Raw genomic sequence first — 18,263 nt, 5'->3', positions numbered from 1 at the left:
TCAATCTAGAAACCTCCTTGACAATTATAAGTTACTAAAATATAATTACTTACATAAAGTAACTAGATAGGGGGAATGGAAGTTGACTAGGAACGAATTGGGTTTGATTTTTTTACGCATTATTTTAGGACTGATTTTTTTCATTCACGGATATTCAAAGTTTCAAGGTGGAATCGATAATACGGTAGGCTATTTCGAAGGTCTCGGAATACCAGGGTTCATGGCTTATATGGTCGCAAGTATAGAATTAGTTGGTGGCCTTGCGGTGATACTAGGCATGGGCACACGAATTATTTCCATTTTATTTGCGTTCATCATGGTTGGAGCCATCTTCACAGCAAAATTACCTGATGAGTTTTTTGGTTACGAGTTTGATTTGGCGTTGTTGGCTATGTCCCTTTGCCTCGCCTCTGCAAATCGCACTCGTTTCTCACTTGGCTATAGACTTTTTAAAAATAAAGAAGGGGGTGTAACGGTTGAGTAAATTTCATAGAAAACCAGTAACGTTTGTTGGGGAAGTGAGTATCAATGTCCTGAATTTGGCGGATGCCATTGCATTTTATGAAGAAATAATCGGTTTTCGAGTATTGGAAAAGACGAATCGTAAAGCCGTGTTAACGACGGACGGAAAAACGCCTCTATTAACACTGGAGCAGCCGGAAGATGTTATTCCAAAAGAAGGACGGACATCAGGGTTGTATCATTTTGCCCTTTTGCTGCCGACACGTGCGGACTTAGCGGTCTTTTTACGGCATTTGCTTACCACCCAATATCGTTTCGGGGCGGCGGATCATGCTGTGAGCGAAGCACTATACATTACGGATCCGGATGGAAATGGGATTGAAGTGTATTATGACCGTCCATCGTCCGAATGGGAATGGGCGAATGGGGAAGTTAAAATGGTGACAGACCCGTTAGACGGTAATAGTATTCTGGCAGAAAGTGATGCCGCATGGAGTGGTTTGCCCGCCGGAACATTGATGGGGCATATTCATCTGCATGTAGCCAATCTAAAAGACACGGAGAAACTTTATACATCGGGACTTGGATTCAAGGTCGTGACCCGTTACGAAGGGGCACTCTTTACATCAACCGGGGATTATCACCATCATATCGGGTTAAATGTATGGAACGGTGTGGGTGTACCTACTCCTAAGAAAAACAGTGTAGGGCTGAACTGGTTTACTCTTGTTTATGCAGACGAAGAGGCGCGAAATAAAGTGATCGGACAGCTGAAACAAATAGGAGTAGAGGCCATACAAAATGATGAAGGGTATGTCATTACTGATCCATCGGGAAATGAAATCCATTTAGTGATCAATTAGGCCCTCTAGAAGGATACGATCCATTCTTTAGAAAAGGAATTCCACCAATGAAAAGAAAAAAATCACCTTACCTTGAAATCTCAAGATAAGGTGATTTTTCTTTTATGGATTATTTGATTTGGACCTTTGCATCTCCGATTTGGATATACCATTTGCCTTTTGAGAACTTCTCTTTAGATATTTCATAAACCTCAGTATCCGTTACACTAATATCTGGATTTAAGTCGGATAATACCTTAGAATCATCGACTTTAGCTTCTACAGCATATGCGGTGCTGGCCTCGATATCTGAATCAAACTTTGTTCCTTTTTCATCCACTAATTTTATCGAAGGATAACTGAACATACCAACAGGTTCATCCGAGATATTTTTCATTTTATATTGAATGGCGATGAGTGTTCCACCTTCAGATGCCTTCTTACCAAGAAACTCGGGATCGCCGATTGTATCAAACTCTTCTTGTTTAAGTACTGTGATTTCCAGTTTGTTTTGTTTGATTACGTCTCCAACCTTGTACATGTTTTCTTTGTTAGTAGCTTCTTTAGTTGAACTGGAACTAGTTGAAGGAGATTCGTCCCCTCCTACCGAGTTTGCAATGATAATGATAACAATAATAGCTCCGATAAAAGTTAAAAACTTATGTCTTCTGAACCAATTGCGTTGGTCTTTCCCGCAATTAGGACACTTTTTCACGCCTTTTGCGATTTCTTTATTACATGCCTTACATGATGTTAATCCTGCCATTGTTGAATGTTTCCTCCTAAAGTCATGTTGTCAGTTAGCCTTTATCTTATCCTGGATTCCTTTTATAATCTATAGGATATCGAGAATAACCAATCATTACCTGTTTTGAGGGTATAAATAATGGGTAAGGAAAATTCCTTCATGGGAATAAATGCATAGTAAGGTGGATAAAGGTTTTCTAAGATAGTGAATTGTTTGACTTGCAGTGATAGACAATGGGAAGTCTTTTTAAAACTGACGCAGACAGGTAAGATCGTTCGCTCAGAAAAAGAGAACTATGGTACGATTGAAGAATATGAATATATTCGGACATGCACAAAAGTGTAGAGGACCTCAGGAAGGAGCAAGGCATTGAATACCAAATTGAATGTGAACATCATAAAAGATATGTGCGGTACGGTCTCCTTCAAAAGAGGGGACGCTTTTTATCGTGCTAATAAAGTATTATTCGACTCATATGGCCCTAGTGGCTGCGAAGCGACGGTTGCAGGAGTGGAGGATTTTCACGTCACCATTGATGTGGATAAAACCGGGGGCTTCCATACGAAGTGCAGTTGCCCTACACTCGCCTCCTTTTCCAAGGATTGTCAGCATATCGCGGCCGTTTTACTTGCGGTATACCATCATCAGCGCCAAGGGACCGTCCCGACTATTCAGTCCGAGTCGAGCCAGGAGCTGACGGATGGATTGCTGAGCCTTTTCAATCATCAGCCGGTGCGTTCAAGCGGACATCAACTTCACTTTGAAAATAGGGAAGTGCTTGATACGGAATTTATATGTAAACCTGTGATGGTATCTAAAGGGCAGTATATGTTCGGAATTGAAATGAAGATTGGATCGATCGATGTACCAAATATCAGGGATTTCCTGATGAGGATAAAAGAAAGGAGGCGTTCCACCGTCTCCCTATCCTTTCAATATGACCCAAGCCTGCACTGCTTTCAAAAAGAAAATGATGCCGTCATTCAGTCGCTGATCACGGTCATTTCTGATGAAAAGGTCTATCTGGATGCTTCCGGTCAATCAGGCTACACACAGATTCATTCCTTATTGCTTCTTCCGCCCTCTTCTTGGAAAAGTCTGTTTCCACTCCTTATCCAAGCACCTTTGGTGAAACTTCGGCATGACGGGACAATCGTGGACGGACTGCAAGTATCGGAAGACTTACTGCCGCTCCAGTTTGATTTTACCAAAACTGAAAGCAAGGGCTACCAGCTGAATATCAAGGGGTTGGATTCGGTAATCGTGATGAATGCCTATGATGTTGTTTTGGCTGATGGCAAGCTGTTTTCTTTGAAAAAAGAAGACTGCCAACGCCTTATCGAATTGAAATCGATGCTGGAGACTTCCGGGACGAATCGAATTCCGATTGCTTGGGATCAATTGGATGTATTCCTTGAAAAAGTGGTTCCGGGGTTAAAAAAAATAGGAATTGTCCATATTTCGGATTCGATTACCGAGCAGTTTGTGAAAACACCCCTGATTGCCAAGTTATACTTGGATCGTGTAAATAACAAATTGCTTGCCGGGCTCGAATTCCACTATGGCAATATTGTGATGAATCCCTTGGAAAGCCGGGAAAACAAAGCGGTCTCCATGCTCATAAGGGATGTGGAGAAGGAAAAGGTGATTCTAACGTTGATGGAAGAAAGTCAGTTTGCCAAGAATGAGGGCGGCTACTTCTTACATAATGAAGAACTGGAATACGAGTTTTTGTACCACAGTGTGCCAAAACTGCAAAAGCTCGTCCAACTTTATGCGACGACTGCCGTAAGAAGTCGGATTGCCAGAGGGAATCCACCTCCGCAGGTGCGAATAAAAATTAAAAAAGAACGGACCAACTGGCTCGAATTCAAGTTTGAAATGGACGGGATCCCTGACAAGCAGATACGGGAGATCCTAGAAGCACTCGAAGAAAAACGGAAGTATTACCGTCTTCGGAATGGTTCGTTACTTTCATTGGAAACAAGGGAATTCGAAGAAATTAACCGGTTCTTGAATGCCCTTCCGGTTCAACATGAAGATCTGGAAAGCGGCTTGAATGTACCAATCGTGAAGGGACTTCAGCTTCTTGACTCCGCAGATGATGGCACATTCACGATGGAGGAGTCGTTCCGTCAGTTCTTGGAGAACATCCGCAACCCAAGCAATCTGGAGTTCGAGTTGCCGGAGCGTTTGCAGCCGATACTGCGGGACTATCAAAGAAACGGCTATAAGTGGATGAAGAGTCTTGCAGAATACGGATTTGGAGGGGTTTTGGCAGATGATATGGGACTTGGTAAAACGGTGCAAAGCATCGCGTTCATCCTTTCTGAATTATTCGCCATTCGACAAAGGAAGCTTCCGGTCCTCATCGTTTGCCCCTCTTCTTTGACGTATAACTGGCTGAGTGAATTCATGAAATTCGCCCCGGAGATACAAGCTGTTGTCATGGATGGCAGCCAAAAGGAGCGATCCAAGATGCAGAAGGAACTGGGCGAGGTGGATGCCCTAATCACGTCTTATCCGTTATTGCGCAAAGATATTCTCTGGTATGAAAAGCAGGAGTTCCACACGGTGTTTTTCGATGAAGCCCAGGCTTTCAAGAACCCTGTGACACAAACGGCACGCTCCGTGAAGAAAATCAAGGCGGACCACCGTTTCGCTCTCACTGGTACTCCAGTCGAAAACTCTTTGGAGGAACTATGGTCGATTTTTCACGTCGTCTTTCCAGAGCTCTTCATGGGCTTGAAGGAATATAGTCATCTTTCCCGAAAACAGATTGCTCGCAGAATCCGGCCGTTTTTGTTACGCCGGTTGAAGGAAGATGTGCTGGAGGAGCTCCCGGAAAAAATCGAGACGTTGGAATCGGTGGAATTGCTTCCAGACCAAAAGAGACTGTATGCGGCCTACTTAGCGAAACTGCGTGAGGATACGTTGAAGCATTTGGACAAAAACACGCTTCGGAAAAACCGGATTAGGATTCTGGCCGGTTTGACCCGGTTACGGCAAATTTGTTGTCACCCTTCTCTATTTGTGGATGGCTATAAGGGGAGTTCGTCAAAATTCGAACAGCTGATGAAGATTATGGAGGAATCAAGGCTTTCCGGTAGAAGGGTCCTGATTTTCTCTCAATTCACGAAAATGCTTCAGATCATCGGCAAGGATTTGGCCATACAGGGGCAACCCTTTTTCTACCTGGATGGACAGACCCCATCAAAAGAACGGGTTGAAATTTGCAATCGGTTCAACGCGGGTGACCGTGATGTCTTCCTCATTTCCTTGAAAGCAGGCGGCACGGGACTCAATCTGACGGGTGCCGATACCGTGATTTTATATGATCTATGGTGGAACCCAGCCGTCGAGGAACAAGCGGCGGACCGAGCACACCGCATGGGCCAGAAGAATGTGGTCCAGGTCATCAAGCTTGTGGCCCGTGGCACGATTGAAGAAAAAATGAATGAACTGCAGGAGAAAAAAAGGCATCTGATCGAGGAAATCATCGACCCTGAACATCAATCGTCATCTGCCCTAACTGAGGAAGACATCAGGGAAATATTGAAGATATAAAAAAAGCGGCAGCCAAGAAGGGGAAACTTCTGGCTGCCCTTTTTATCTGGACGCCTATTCTATTGAGTAAAAATCAGCCCTTAAATATGCCGTCACTTTTTCCGATTATGATGATAAGAAGGGAAAATATGTAAGCGATACGTTCAAGAAGAAAAAGAAAAAGTGAACAGACAAAAACCCTATCGTTAAATAGGGTCAAATCGATTTCTTCATGCCGCATTCTCTGCATGTACGAATATATACATAATCCTTAACGGAACTTTTGAACTGAGCATTGCCGCAATTATCACAACGACCACTGACTATGTCAGGAAACTCTGCATAATCATAAATGATTGTGGTGTCATATACCTTTTTTTCTTTTGGAGTTTCTTCAGACAAAGTAAATCACCTTCATTATGTTATTTAACACATTTATCATACCAAAAAATGAGGCCAGTAGGAAATCAATCAGGAAATAAACCTAGCCATTATATATTTTTGCCCTGTTAAAAATATCCCCCAAGCCACGAGCCCGAGGGGGATGGCCAGCCCTACATGAATGGATTGCTTTAATGCCGTATAAATCACAACTAGCATGGCCACTGTAGCGGGAAAACCTGCCAGAACGCCCAGTGTGAATGTATGGATATTCTGAGTGGGCTCTCCCTGAACCGTTAGCCAAATTATACTGAGGATACTGATTAATGGCAGAGCAGCCACAATCCCGCCATATAAAGGGAATCGTCGGGCCATTTCCGTTACAAGTCCAATGATGACCGCGGAACTGGCTATTTTAATGAACAAATACATTAAGTAGATACCTCACTTAATAACCGGAATGCTTCTCTTATTTGTTCCCTTTCAGAAACGGATAACTTGCTAAGCGCCTGTTGTAGTTTTTCTTCATCCAATTCCGTGTTCTTTTTTAAAATGGTTGCACCGCCATCCGTTAAATGTAAATACACCTTACGCTGATCATCTTCCGGCCGCTCCTTAAGCACCCATCCGTTTTGTACCAATTTTTTGACATGCTCAGAAGCCGTATTGTGGGAAATCGATAATTGTTCGGCAATATCCCGGATCATAACATCTTTCTTTTTTTGAATCGTTTGCAAGACTCGTACGCTTTGATGGGAAATAGCTTCTTGTTGTTGCGGATGTAAATGAAAATAGATATCCGTGAAGTAGTCATTGATTTTCTGTATCATGATTACCCCTCCTTTTTAAATCGCCTGAAACGAATATATCGTATTATACGATATAAGGTCAACGAAAAAATGCCCATTTTTACCAACTATCCGCATTCGCCCTGAACCTTTCTAACATCCATTACTTAGAATATCAAAGGAACTAGTATAGATGACCATCTAGAAAAGGGGTATACCCATGACACTTGAGTATAAAGTGAGGAAAAATGTTCTACACCTTACGGATAAGGAAAAAAAGAAATACATCACTGCCGTTTTAGCCTTAAAGGAAAAAGGGATCTATGATCGATATGTCGCCTGGCATTTGGCAGGAGGGGCGTTTCAAACTCCGCCGGGAGGAGATCCAACCACTGAAAGCCCTGCACACAATCATGCTAATCCAAGCGCAAGGAGTGTCGCGGAGAATTTACATGGAAATCATAGAGACCATAGAAGTGCCGCACATATGGGGCCAGCATTCTTGCCATGGCATCGCGATTTCCTTTGGCGCTTTGAACGTGATCTCCAAAAGATTGACCCAAGTGTGACCATTCCATATTGGGATTGGGCGGCTGATTCGGAACTGGAAGATCCGTCTTCATCCCCAGTTTGGGACGATGATTTTATGGGGGGGAATGGAAACAGGAGAAATGACTTTCTTGTCACAGAGGGACCTTTTGCAGCGGGACAGTGGGAAGTCATCGACGAACAGGGGAATCCTGCAGGGGGATTAAGGCGAAACTTTGCTGCAAGTGAACCGGTAGCGACCTTACCGACGAAAGCAGATGTGAAGGAAGTGCTGAAGGTCACTCCCTATGACTCGCCTCCTTGGAATACGACGAGCACCCCGAGTTTTCGCAATCAACTTGAAGGGTTCATAGATGGACCTCAACTTCATAATCGTGTCCATGGTTGGGTTGGGGGCCATATGGGCTCTGTCCCTACCTCACCGAATGATCCTGTTTTCTTTTTGCATCATGCAAATGTAGACCGGATATGGGTAATGTGGAAAATCCTTAACCGGCAGGAAAGATATTTGCCAAGAAAAGGGGGACCATTCGGCCACAATTTACATGATCCCATGTTTCCATGGGACACGACGCCTAAAGATATGATCAACCATCGGAAGCTTGGGTATATTTATGATATGGAGAGAAAGGCTGTCAAAGGAGAGCATTGATACGAAAAGCGGTAACAAAAAAAACGCGGTGAATACAATCACTGCGTTTTTATAGTGATCAAGCGCTCTCGGAAGAAGGATCCACTCTCTTTTCTCTCGTGTGTGAAACGTAGCTATGCAGGATCATTCCAAGAATCACGATGAAGATTCCTAACCAGGAAAGGGCGGAAGGAATCGGGAGCGATAAAAATACCAGTTCACCAGCTAAGGCTAATAGGACCTCCATTGATTGTGTCGCTTCAACGGAAGCTAGTTTCTGCATGTTCCCGCGCACCATATCGGTGGCCTTGAAAAACAGGACCGTTGCAATCACACCTGAAAAGAGGGCAACCAAAAGTGATTGGAAACTCTGCATCATCGTTGGCGCCCCAACGGTGAAAAAACCATACAACGAAAGTAAAAACCAAAACGGGAGGCTTGCCAATGTCATGCCCAACACCCGTTGGTAGGCATCCAAACGTCCTCGAGAAACGTCCATCATTTTACGATTTCCAAGTGGGTAAGCAAAGGAAGCAAGAAGGACCGGAACGACACCCAACAAGAGATTGCTGAATGTAATATGCTTGGTGTGCTCCACCTGCATCAATATAATTCCAAACAGGATGATCAAGGACATGCTAAGCCCTTTCAAGGAGATTTTGCCTTTTTGCCTTAGAAGCCCATCCTTTGTTTCAACCATTTCAAAAAATAGCGGGGCGAGTAAAGCACCGGATATGATCGTGACTTGCCAGGTCCCGGCGATTAACCAGCCAGGTGAGTATGCCGAAGCATAGCATAATGGTGCATAAAATAACCCGAACCCAACGAAACTCCAAAGTAGCCAAGTTCCGGGTTGTTCTTTCATCACAAGGAGAAGAGGGCGAAGGTTTTTCCTGCTCAGAACGATACATAGCAGAAAAGGAACCATAAAGATATATCTTAAGGAAGCGCTCCAAATCCAACTGCCACCAGCCAATTCCATCGACTGATTGAGAACGAAGGTAAACGCAAAGAAGAGAGCGGAACAAACCCCTATTAAAATCGGTCGCAATCGACTCACCTCTATCTGTTTTTTTGCCACCAACCACATAATTTCGGATGCATGATTCAAAGGGGTCCATAAAAATTTATATCCAGTTCGGATGAATTATCGGAATATTGAAATACAACTCTTTGTTAAATTGTCTACCAGTTACCAAATAAAATCAACAACGTTTTCACTAAAATCATGAATCTACTTATTTTCGACAAAATACGACAATATGTAATTGTTGGTATATTTTCAGGGAATTTCAATAAAAATATATTAATATATAAGAAAAGATAAAAAATAGCCTCTTAAAATCTGTAAAAGTGCCATTATATCAGTATTTATTTCGTATTTTTCGAATCTTCTAATAGAAGGTAGATAATATATTAAGATACGGTAATTGACGAAATTGGGAAGGGGTGGTATCTTTAATAAGAGAAAAGAATGTCGAATTTTGACGAATATAATAATGCATAATAAATAGTGAGGTAATGACAAATGAAATCTACAGGTATTGTACGTAAAGTTGACGAATTAGGCCGGGTGGTAATTCCAATCGAATTACGCCGTACATTAGGAATTAAAGAGAAGGACGCTTTGGAAATCTATGTAGAACAAGAGCGTATCATTCTTCAAAAATATAAACCGAACATGACTTGTCAAGTAACGGGTGAAACATCTGATGACAATATGAAACTTGCTGGTGGTAAGTTAATCCTTAGCCAAGAAGGCGCTGAACTTCTAATTAAAGAAATTCAAGCTAGCCTTGAAACAGCAAAATAATAGTTTTCAAGTAAAAAAAGTGCAACGGGAAGAAATTACCCGTTGCGCTTTTTTTCTTCTATTAATCTCCTATCATTCTTACTCGAACATAAAAAATGATGTTACCCATAAGAAGAATTCACATTGATAGTTTGCCCGACTTTCGGATTAATCATTTGGATTGATTATGGCTAATATCTGGTGATCTTCCCAGCGCCCCTGTATTTTTACACTTTGTTTTGCGATTCCTTCTTTGTGAAAACCGACCTTTTCCAAAACGCGTATGGAACCTATGTTATGTGGCATAACCCCAGCCTCAATCCTATGTAAACCAATCGTTTCAAAAGCATAATCCACCACCATTTTGGCAGCTTCTGTAGTGTAACCATTCCCATTGTTTTTTTGGTCTAAGTAATAACCCATGGTGGCACTTTGAAGGGGCCCGCGAATAATATGAAACAGGCTGATCGTTCCTATTAACCTATGATTAGTATTCAGGAATATTCCAAACTCGTAACTACTATTTCCTTTTGACTTATGTCCCGAAGTTATGATTTCCTTTTGTTTTTCTAAAGAATAGTAGTTAGCTGGTTGGTCTGTCGAAAATGGTTCAAAGAACGGCCTATTTTCCACTAGCAATTGTAGTAAATTTTCAGCATCTGATAGTATAAGTTGTCTTACATATATATTTTTACTGGATAACACGATTGACCCCCTTCAGTTAATGGAATATATTTCATTATACACTATCGCTCGGTATACCATAGCAAAGACAAAGATAACCACGGCACGTATCACAGAGGCAATATTTCGACCATGCTACGCCAGTTGGGCCACTTATCCACCATGAACGACTACTCCTTTTTTGGAATCAGGAACTTGCGGAACTAATATAATTAGGGATGAAGGAAGAAAAGTACTTCCTGGAAGTAAGATGGAGATAGCTGCTTCAACAATCCGAAAAAAGGAGCGTGTTATAGTGGCAAAGAAACGTTTTGAGGACATTTATACAGAAGGAAAAATGGCTGTTACTAAAATAATTCGTGATAATGAAACAGGAGTCCTATATATGTTTCATTATGGCGGTCCTACTTCTGGGTTAACGGTTATGGTTGATAAAGATGGAAAACCTTTAGTAGATAAAGACTTTATAGCTGAGTCTGGGACTTCAGTTGAGTAATGGGTCGGCCACTTCCATATGGAGGTGGCTTTTTTCACACTATGTCACAAAGAAATATTTAACAGGTGGCTAGATCCATTTATAACGAACACTAAGAAAATAAAATGTACGGGCATTGGAAACTCACTTTCTAAGAATGTAGAAGAGACTTTAGGTAATCCACATGTTCCCGGTCTTTATCAAGAATTCTATGGACTAGATTTAGACTTTCTTCATCTAATTTATCCCTTACTAGGTCCTCACTCATTCTTATTCCATATAGGTTTTCCCCTTTAATGGCATGTTTAATAATCTCTTCCTCTGAATTGTAATTTTCCACTACATTTACAATGCCTGCCTCGATCTTTCCAATGATCCCCTCACTCGTTACAGGTGTACCACCGAGATGCTGAATTCTCTCTGAAATGAGGGTCGCATGATTTTTTTGGTCTTTCTGAATCGAAATGAACGAGTCTTTTAAAGAGGAATGTTGCAGTTTTTCTATAAAGCGTTTATAGGCGTGAATGCCCATGTATGTTCCCTGTAAGAATTTATTTAGTATCTTAATCGTTTGTTCTTGATCCAATCGTATCACTCCCTATAGATAATGATCTTAGTATGCGCTGTACAAATGAAAATTATCTGCATACTAAAAGGGGCCTGAAATTGGCCCCTTTTAGTAGGTCATTCGAAATGTTAGATGGAATAATGATAAAAAAAGTTCGATTCCTTTACGAATCCAAATCTCTCATAAAGCCTTTGCGCAGTAACATTCTCCTTACCGGTCTCAAGGGATACCCCATTTGCTCCCGATTCTTTTGCAAAATCGACGGCGGCTTGTAACAACTTCTCACCAACTCCTCTTTTGCGGGCACTTTCCTTAACGAATAAATCGTTCAAGATCCATGACCGTTTCATGCTTATCGATGAAAAGGAAGGGTATAATTGAACAAAACCCAATGAATCGTCATCGTCCCTCGCGATGAAGACGACCGATTCCTCGTTCTCTAGTCTGTCTCTTAAAAAGTCCTGGGCCCCTTCAAGATTAGAGGGTTGCTCATAGAAAACCCTGTATAAATCAAATAACTCGCTAAGTGAATCAAGCTCCGCCATTGTGGCTTTTCTAATGATCATGCATGAAACCTCCAAATATATTCTGAATAATCCAATAATATCATGTATGAATGCCTATTGTTCATTTTATTAGTAGTCGGATGAATTCAATTATCCAAAAAAGTGCTCTATGAAAAAACTAAGTTTTCTTTTATGAAGTCTCGGAATTTTGGATTGGTTAGGATTTGAAGTTGGAAATCATTTAAACTTCGGGTGAGTTTTGCTTGGTTCATGGAGGATAGATTATTCGAAAAAAGTGCGAGCTCTGTCCTATTTCCGTCTCTATCTGTTGCGTACATGGCCACCGTAAGAACGAAAGCGGTAGATCCTCCCTTTTGACCAGCATGCAAAAGCCATTTGCGATTACTGGGATTCTTCATCAATTGCTCCATAATGGGATCAAGGTGTTTATGAACTTTTTGCTCAAGATCCATCTTGTTGTTTAATATCTTCATGATCGATACATAGTCTTTTGTAGTGGACCGCGACAACCGATCAGACCAGAGTTTTTGAAAATCAAGAGACAGTAGTTTCATTGCTTCTTTCTTTTCTTGTTCGGTAGGCGGTGTGCTTTGCCATCGCTCATTAATGGCAAGCGCCCAACTTCGATACTCTGCCGTTTCCATCTTTTCCATCGCATGCAGTGTCTCTTTTCTAGTGAAATTCTTTTCTTTCATGAGTGTGCTGGGTATGAAAAGGGAAGCGCTAATCGGATACAGGGGTTCGTGGTTCAGGATTCCCAAGCTTTTTGGAACGGAATTGATGCTATCCAACCCCAGCAGGTTCATTAAATAATCGGTATTCGCATTGGAACTGTAGGCAATCATTCCATTCACGACCTCGCATAAAGGAACGTTCCCGCTCGTTCCTACCTGTGAAAGCCAGGCTTCATGTGCACCGCCATCTGTTTTGGGTATGTAAAATTTCTCGAGGTCCGCTATTTGCACTTTTTGATCAGGATCCATTAATCCTTCCGCAGCCTGTTGAGCGTATTCAATGGCCATGATGATTTTAACGGTGCTTGCTAATGGAAGCTGCACGGTTGAATTCACCTCGGCAATCTTCTCATCATTATGATGGATGAATAAAGAAATATCTTTGCTCTCAGCATAGTTTTTAATGAAATGAACAATATGATCAGGGTTTGCCTCATATCTAGCCTTCATAAACTTCCAGAAGCCAATTCCTGCAACCAGGCTGGGAAGTAGTAATTCTCCCCGATTAAATAGAATGTTCTTCTTCAAAGAATCACGTCCTCACCAGAATTACCTTTTTCTGTATATACGGGTAATGGAAGGGAAGGTTTCACATTTTTGAATTCAATTTTCTCTCTATCTTTTTAGCAAGTAAAAGATGATAGAATGATTTTCATTTTAATTCCGTCTTTCTTTGGAATCAAGACTATATAACTATGTATATGAGGTATATTTGTCGTTGACAATATCATTATAGGTATATAGTATTGTTATGTGGAAAAAATAGGTGCATGGATTATTCAAGCATGTTCCTACATGGCCATTTACATATTAACCGAAGAAATCTTCATGGATAATCGAGCCAACACGTAATCAAAAAGGGGAAATCATAATGGGGAATTCATCATCTGTTAAAAGGGAAAAAAAGCACAGAAGAATCTCGGTTCGGGTAAAGTGGATGATTTTTATTTGTCTATCCATTTTTCTGGCGATTGGTGTTTCTGTTTCAATAATGGCCTTCCAAGTTTCTGAAGTGTTCAAGGAAGATAGTGTTGCCATAAATCAAAGCGCAGCCCAAAATGCTGTGTCACAGATTAGCGCAGATTTGGAAGTCTATGAAGATTCAATCGATCAATTATCACAATTGGTATCGATCCATCTAAAGGATGGGGATTCACTGAAAGAGATTCAGAGAACCATTGAATCTTTTCAACTGAACAATGAACACTTGCTATCGGCTTATTATATGGACGGTACGGACGGATCATTATACGCATCTCCTAAAATGGAATTTAAGGGAGATGCTCGAGAAACCGTAACGTATACGCAGCTATCGGAAAACCCGAAAACAAAATGGATGGATGTGTACCAAGATATCGTGAATGGCAGTATCATGACTTCAGTGGTCACGCCCGTTTTGGAAAACGGAAAAATGGTAGGGGCGTTAGGCTATGATATTGACTTATCGACCATCGGGAAGATGCGTACGGATATCGAGAGGCATTCTGACGGTAACCTTGTGATCCTAGATTCGCAAGGCATCATCGTAAGTTCGTTCATGAAAGGACTGGACGGCAAGAATATGAATCCAGCTCAAAGCGGGAAGGTCGAAGGAGTGGGGGACATCGTAACGGATGCTAGTCAATTCAATTCCGAGTTCAAGTGGGTTTCTGATATGTATGGTGGATCGAAGCGAACAGCTCAGACTCTAGATTGGAAAGACCAACAGTATACAGGTGAAGCGAATTCGGTTCCTGACGTGAACTGGAAGGTGGTGGCCTTGACATCCGATGAAGTGTTGCAAGCTAAGTTGCAGGATATTAATCGTACTGTATTCATCTCATTGATCTTTGGTATATTGATAGGTATCGGATGTGCCCTTTATTTATCAGGAAAGTTGAAAAAGCTGATATCGGATCTTCGACATGTCATGAAGAAGACAGCGAGCGGAGATTTAGTAACTGAATTTCATCATGACTCGAATGATGAGATGGGCGACTTATCCAGGAGTTATAACATCATGTTAAGTAAATTAAGAGAATTGATTAACGATGTGAAAGGGAATGCGAATGCTGTAACGGAAGCCACTGCAGGATTGAGCCAGATTGCGATGGAAAATAGTGCATCCATTACCGAGGTTTCGCGTGCCGTGGAAGAAATTGCGGCAGGGGCAGCCAGTCAATCCGAATCGGTAGAAGAAGGAGCCCATACCATCCAGTTGCTCAGTGATGAAATCGATGGACTTTCCAAGTTATCGGATAGGACACAAAACGTTTTGGAGACGGCTTCGGAAAAAATCGAATCAGGGAAGGAACAAGTCAACGATTTGGAAACGTCTTATCAAAAATTGGAGACAGCCTTTTCAGCCGTGACAAGCATGAGCTTGAGGCTTGTGGAAAAATCAAAAACCATTTCGAAAGTGACGAGTACGATTTCCCAGATTTCAGAGCAAACCAACTTATTATCCTTGAATGCATCCATAGAAGCTGCAAGAGCGGGCGAATCCGGAAAAGGATTTGCGGTCGTGGCGAATGAGGTTCGTAGCTTGGCCGAGGAATCGAAAGAAGCATCCAAAAACATCCAGGACATCATCCTTAGCATTCTTTCAGACACGGAAATGCTACTGAAGACGACCAATGAAACGAATCAAATTAGTGCGAACCAAAAAAGTGCAGTCATGACGGTAAGCAAGGCCATGAAGGAACTTGAGGATTCAGTTCGTAAAATATCCCATTCGGTTGTTGAAGAAACCCAGTCCATTTCATCGATTAATCAACAAAAAGAAACGGTCGTGAAAATGATTGAGGAAATAACAGCGGTCTCACAGCAAACATCTGCCTCTTCCGAAGAAATTGCCTCATCCATGGAGGAACAATCCGCTTCATCCAATGAACTGGCAAAATATACAGAGCATGTCACGGACTTAATTGATGCCCTAGAGCATACATTGAGAGGATTTCATATAAAGCAATAAGCAAAAAAGGGAAACCATCCATCTGGTTTCCCTTTTTGTTCATTACTGTAGTGGTGAGACTAACGGATTTGGATGATTGATCACAAAACCATTGTCATGAAAATCAATTTCTGTATGATCCGTGTAACGGGCATCAGAAGGATTCATTAAAATCTTTATACCATCTACGACATATACCTTTTCTAGTTCGGTTTTATATAGTGCTAGGTTCAAGGAATAATTCATCTGGTTACAGCAGGAACTGGTTACCCCATACCGTAAATATGTTTCCTCTTCCATATTCCGTTGCATCTCTTTAATGACTTCCTGGGCCTTTTTAGTGATGGTCATCATGTTGTTCACTCCCGATATTTAGACACTGCTCATAAGTTAAGAGCAACCATACATCCACTCTATCATGTTCGTGGCGGAAGTAATAATATTTTCTCTTGGATGACAATAATTCACAAATTTCTTCTAGATTCGCCCTCTTTCAGAACCATTCTTACTGTTTTGAGGATATGTCCATCGAAGTCATCATCAAATTGAGAAACAACGTCAAATCCTTTTGCACGGTAAAAGGCAGTCCCCGATTCATTTTCTTCTTCAACGTTTATGAAAAGCTCTTTCCACCCTTTGGAGTGATCGATCCCTGTTTGCAATAAAGCTGTACCCATGCTTTTTCCTTGATGCTCCGGAAGTAAGTAAATCGCCACGAGTTCGACTTCCCCACCTTTCTTTACAGGAGAAAAGTCGGCAAATCCCACAATTCTTTCAGCCACTTCGACCACGTAAACAAAAGAGTGTTCCACCCGCTTTTTCATCATCTCGTCACTATAGGCCACATCTAAAAAACGTTCTTGGATTGTAAGGGGGATAATCCCTTCGTACGTACTATGCCAACTTGTCTTCGCGACATGCTGGACTTGTGGGATGTCGCCGACTTGCATGCTGCGGATGGTGAATTCCATGTCAATCAGCCTTTCTTGTTTTTTTCTGAAAATTATAACAGATTCTCCTTTTTAAACAAGGAAATTCGACAAATGGTGGGCATGAGCCATGGTAGCTGTTCGTTAGGCCCTTTTCCATAGGAGACATGTTCACTAAAATGGCAAAGGCACAATTTAGTGGACGTGGTCACTTATCCCGCTCCTTATACCTAATGGCGAATATATATATAAGAATCGGACAAGTAGGGTCCCATGGCACAAGGCCCAAAAGGGGAGAACATCATGCATTTTGAAATCGGGGTGACCATTTTTGTCTTCGTCATGACAATGGTTGTCATACTATGGAGACCACGAGGGCTAAACGAAGCTTGGCCAGCTTCATTTGGCGCGGCGATCATATTGCTTACGGGCATAGTATCGCGTGGGGATGTAATGGATATCATCGGTAAAATCGGGGGTGCCTCCATCACCATCATGGCAACGCTTGTCATGGCAGTCATATTGGAGAGTTTCGGATTCTTTCATTGGGCGGCTGCGAGACTTGTAACCCTTGCAAAAGGCTCCGGATATCGTTTGTATTGGTACATTCAGTTAGTATGCTTTTTAATGACGCTTTTGTTCAATAATGATGGGAGCATCATGATCACGACACCCATTCTCATCTTACTTTTAAAAAACCTTCGAATGAAGAAACATGAAACCATCTCCTATCTCCTGAGTGGGGCCTTGATAGCCACTGCATCCAGCGCACCTATTGGAGTTAGTAACATCGTCAACTTGATTGCCTTGAAAATTGTCGATATGACACTTTATATGCATACAGCCATGATGTTTGTACCTGCAACATTGGGGCTGTTATTCATGTCATGGTTGATGTTCATGGTCGTAAAGAAGGATTTGCCTAAAAAACTGCCCTCCCAAGCCCATGACATCGAGGAACGATTTTTCACGAAGAATTTTCATCCGTTAAAAGGGAATGCGACGGTGGAAACAAAAAGACAACGTACAAAATTCATGGTCAAGATACTGATTTATGTCTCCATTGTCCGCTGTTTATTATTCGTGGCTTCTTATCTATCGATTCCTATAGAGTGGGTCGCAGTAATGGGGTCATTATCATTGCTGATTTGGAGATGGTATCATCTACGGACGAGTCCCGTGGATATCTTGAAGAAGACACCATGGCATATTCTTATCTTTGCGTTCTCTATGTATATCATCATCTTCGGTCTTCAGAATGCTGGGCTTACGGCCTTCCTTGTTCAAATCTGTGAACCGATTGTCAACAAAGGATTACTGAGTGCGAGTTTGGTGATGGGAGGGCTTGTTTCGATCTTATCGAACATCTTCAATAATCATCCAGCCCTCATGATCGGGACCATTACCTTGACGGAAATGGGGCTAGACCCCATCACGTTAAAAACCATTTACCTAGCCAATATAATCGGAAGTGATATGGGCTCCTTGCTATTGCCCATCGGTACGCTTGCCTCTTTGATCTGGATGCATATCTTGAAACAAAATAAAGTGAAAATCACGTGGAAAGAGTATGTGAACGTCACCATACGAGTCATCCCATTGGCTACTGTGGTGGCATTGCTTTTACTATTTTTTTGGGTTCATTTGATTTTTTATTAATGATACCCCCAGGAGG

General features: G+C 41.8%; 20 protein-coding genes. 9 read left to right on the top strand and 11 right to left on the bottom strand.

Annotation, left to right across the window (positions count from 1 at the left end):
- Window positions 1-82 precede the first annotated feature (82 nt).
- Window positions 83-484: a DoxX family protein gene (locus AC503W_RS15535; protein ID WP_494914798.1), complete on the top strand. Its 402-nt coding sequence runs from the start codon at window positions 83-85 to the stop codon at window positions 482-484.
- A complete protein-coding gene (locus AC503W_RS15530) occupies window positions 477-1,325 on the top strand; it encodes a VOC family protein (protein WP_494914797.1) in 849 nt (282 codons plus the stop codon). The genes AC503W_RS15535 and AC503W_RS15530 overlap by 8 nt, the downstream gene beginning before the upstream one ends.
- Window positions 1,326-1,434: 109 nt before the next feature.
- On the opposite strand, the gene AC503W_RS15525 is transcribed toward AC503W_RS15530, so the two are convergent.
- A complete protein-coding gene (locus AC503W_RS15525) occupies window positions 1,435-2,070 on the bottom strand; it encodes a DUF4352 domain-containing protein (protein ID WP_494914795.1) in 636 nt (211 codons plus the stop codon).
- A 351-nt stretch (window positions 2,071-2,421) separates the two neighbouring features.
- Between AC503W_RS15525 and AC503W_RS15520 the strand changes: the two genes are divergently transcribed.
- Window positions 2,422-5,619, top strand: a complete 3,198-nt coding sequence (locus AC503W_RS15520; RefSeq protein WP_494914794.1) for a DEAD/DEAH box helicase — start codon at window positions 2,422-2,424, stop codon at window positions 5,617-5,619.
- A gap of 195 nt (window positions 5,620-5,814) precedes the next feature.
- Here AC503W_RS15520 and AC503W_RS15515 read toward each other — a convergent pair whose 3' ends face one another.
- The 3 genes from AC503W_RS15515 to AC503W_RS15505 form a co-directional block, all read right to left on the bottom strand.
- Entirely contained in the window at window positions 5,815-6,000 is a 186-nt protein-coding gene (locus AC503W_RS15515) for a DUF8096 family protein (RefSeq protein ID WP_402873837.1), read from the bottom strand.
- A 69-nt stretch (window positions 6,001-6,069) separates the two neighbouring features.
- Window positions 6,070-6,411: a DUF3147 family protein gene (locus AC503W_RS15510; RefSeq protein ID WP_402957901.1), complete on the bottom strand. Its 342-nt coding sequence runs from the start codon at window positions 6,409-6,411 to the stop codon at window positions 6,070-6,072.
- Window positions 6,411-6,809 (bottom strand): MarR family winged helix-turn-helix transcriptional regulator, encoded by a 399-nt coding sequence (locus tag AC503W_RS15505; RefSeq protein WP_402873846.1) that lies wholly within the window; start codon window positions 6,807-6,809, stop codon window positions 6,411-6,413. Before AC503W_RS15505 ends, AC503W_RS15510 begins: the two co-directional genes overlap by 1 nt.
- 178 nt (window positions 6,810-6,987) lie before the next feature.
- On the opposite strand from AC503W_RS15505, the gene AC503W_RS15500 reads away from it, so the two are divergent.
- The gene (locus tag AC503W_RS15500; protein ID WP_402957898.1) at window positions 6,988-7,968 is read left to right on the top strand and encodes a tyrosinase family protein; all 981 of its coding nucleotides are present in this window, start codon (window positions 6,988-6,990) and stop codon (window positions 7,966-7,968) included.
- 58 nt (window positions 7,969-8,026) lie between these two features.
- Here the strand turns inward: AC503W_RS15500 and AC503W_RS15495 are convergent, their stop codons facing one another.
- On the bottom strand, window positions 8,027-8,998 hold the full coding sequence (locus AC503W_RS15495; protein ID WP_494914791.1) for a DMT family transporter: 972 nt from the start codon (window positions 8,996-8,998) through the stop codon (window positions 8,027-8,029).
- A gap of 477 nt (window positions 8,999-9,475) precedes the next feature.
- Between AC503W_RS15495 and abrB the strand changes: the two genes are divergently transcribed.
- On the top strand, window positions 9,476-9,760 hold the full coding sequence (gene abrB / locus AC503W_RS15490) for a transition state genes transcriptional regulator AbrB (RefSeq protein WP_402873851.1): 285 nt from the start codon (window positions 9,476-9,478) through the stop codon (window positions 9,758-9,760).
- A 147-nt stretch (window positions 9,761-9,907) separates the two neighbouring features.
- On the opposite strand, the gene AC503W_RS15485 is transcribed toward abrB, so the two are convergent.
- Entirely contained in the window at window positions 9,908-10,444 is a 537-nt protein-coding gene (locus AC503W_RS15485) for a GNAT family N-acetyltransferase (protein WP_402873854.1), read from the bottom strand.
- Between the two features lie 111 nt (window positions 10,445-10,555).
- Between AC503W_RS15485 and AC503W_RS15480 the strand changes: the two genes are divergently transcribed.
- Window positions 10,556-10,630 (top strand): hypothetical protein, encoded by a 75-nt coding sequence (locus AC503W_RS15480; protein ID WP_402958067.1) that lies wholly within the window; start codon window positions 10,556-10,558, stop codon window positions 10,628-10,630.
- Window positions 10,631-10,718: 88 nt separating this feature from the next.
- The gene (locus AC503W_RS15475; protein WP_402986757.1) at window positions 10,719-10,919 is read left to right on the top strand and encodes a DUF6440 family protein; all 201 of its coding nucleotides are present in this window, start codon (window positions 10,719-10,721) and stop codon (window positions 10,917-10,919) included.
- Between the two features lie 130 nt (window positions 10,920-11,049).
- Here AC503W_RS15475 and AC503W_RS15470 read toward each other — a convergent pair whose 3' ends face one another.
- From AC503W_RS15470 to AC503W_RS15460, 3 genes are all read right to left on the bottom strand, one after another.
- Window positions 11,050-11,484 carry a DUF2383 domain-containing protein gene (locus AC503W_RS15470; RefSeq protein ID WP_494914789.1) on the bottom strand — a complete coding sequence of 145 codons (435 nt, stop codon included), beginning with the start codon at window positions 11,482-11,484 and terminating at the stop codon, window positions 11,050-11,052.
- A gap of 110 nt (window positions 11,485-11,594) precedes the next feature.
- Entirely contained in the window at window positions 11,595-12,032 is a 438-nt protein-coding gene (locus AC503W_RS15465; RefSeq protein WP_494914787.1) for a GNAT family N-acetyltransferase, read from the bottom strand.
- A gap of 107 nt (window positions 12,033-12,139) precedes the next feature.
- Window positions 12,140-13,255 carry a serine hydrolase gene (locus AC503W_RS15460; RefSeq protein ID WP_494914785.1) on the bottom strand — a complete coding sequence of 372 codons (1,116 nt, stop codon included), beginning with the start codon at window positions 13,253-13,255 and terminating at the stop codon, window positions 12,140-12,142.
- A 343-nt stretch (window positions 13,256-13,598) separates the two neighbouring features.
- On the opposite strand from AC503W_RS15460, the gene AC503W_RS15455 reads away from it, so the two are divergent.
- Window positions 13,599-15,680: a methyl-accepting chemotaxis protein gene (locus AC503W_RS15455; protein WP_494914783.1), complete on the top strand. Its 2,082-nt coding sequence runs from the start codon at window positions 13,599-13,601 to the stop codon at window positions 15,678-15,680.
- Between the two features lie 42 nt (window positions 15,681-15,722).
- Here the strand turns inward: AC503W_RS15455 and AC503W_RS15450 are convergent, their stop codons facing one another.
- A complete protein-coding gene (locus tag AC503W_RS15450; RefSeq protein WP_494914781.1) occupies window positions 15,723-16,013 on the bottom strand; it encodes a HesB/IscA family protein in 291 nt (96 codons plus the stop codon).
- A 110-nt stretch (window positions 16,014-16,123) separates the two neighbouring features.
- On the bottom strand, window positions 16,124-16,630 hold the full coding sequence (locus AC503W_RS15445) for a GNAT family N-acetyltransferase (protein ID WP_494914779.1): 507 nt from the start codon (window positions 16,628-16,630) through the stop codon (window positions 16,124-16,126).
- A 261-nt stretch (window positions 16,631-16,891) separates the two neighbouring features.
- Between AC503W_RS15445 and AC503W_RS15440 the strand changes: the two genes are divergently transcribed.
- On the top strand, window positions 16,892-18,247 hold the full coding sequence (locus AC503W_RS15440; protein ID WP_494914775.1) for an arsenic transporter: 1,356 nt from the start codon (window positions 16,892-16,894) through the stop codon (window positions 18,245-18,247).
- The last annotated feature ends 16 nt before the right edge of the window (window positions 18,248-18,263 follow it).

It is taken from the genome of Peribacillus suis (assembly GCF_059384845.1).
The sequence above is the reverse complement of the archived record's forward strand: the minus strand, read 5'-3'. Positions and strand labels throughout refer to the sequence as shown.

Bases quoted from the DNA above. Each gene is read 5' to 3' on its own strand.
- AC503W_RS15525 (WP_494914795.1), bottom strand. From the start codon at position 2,070: ATGGCAGGATTAACATCATGTAAGGCATGTAATAAAGAAATCGCAAAA.
- AC503W_RS15510 (WP_402957901.1), bottom strand. From the start codon at position 6,411: ATGTATTTGTTCATTAAAATAGCCAGTTCCGCGGTCATCATTGGACTT.
- AC503W_RS15505 (WP_402873846.1), bottom strand. From the start codon at position 6,809: ATGATACAGAAAATCAATGACTACTTCACGGATATCTATTTTCATTTA.
- AC503W_RS15500 (WP_402957898.1), top strand. From the start codon at position 6,988: ATGACACTTGAGTATAAAGTGAGGAAAAATGTTCTACACCTTACGGAT.
- abrB (WP_402873851.1), top strand. From the start codon at position 9,476: ATGAAATCTACAGGTATTGTACGTAAAGTTGACGAATTAGGCCGGGTG.
- AC503W_RS15465 (WP_494914787.1), bottom strand. From the start codon at position 12,032: ATGATCATTAGAAAAGCCACAATGGCGGAGCTTGATTCACTTAGCGAG.
- AC503W_RS15455 (WP_494914783.1), top strand. From the start codon at position 13,599: ATGGGGAATTCATCATCTGTTAAAAGGGAAAAAAAGCACAGAAGAATC.
- AC503W_RS15450 (WP_494914781.1), bottom strand. From the start codon at position 16,013: ATGATGACCATCACTAAAAAGGCCCAGGAAGTCATTAAAGAGATGCAA.
- AC503W_RS15445 (WP_494914779.1), bottom strand. From the start codon at position 16,630: ATGGAATTCACCATCCGCAGCATGCAAGTCGGCGACATCCCACAAGTC.
- AC503W_RS15440 (WP_494914775.1), top strand. From the start codon at position 16,892: ATGCATTTTGAAATCGGGGTGACCATTTTTGTCTTCGTCATGACAATG.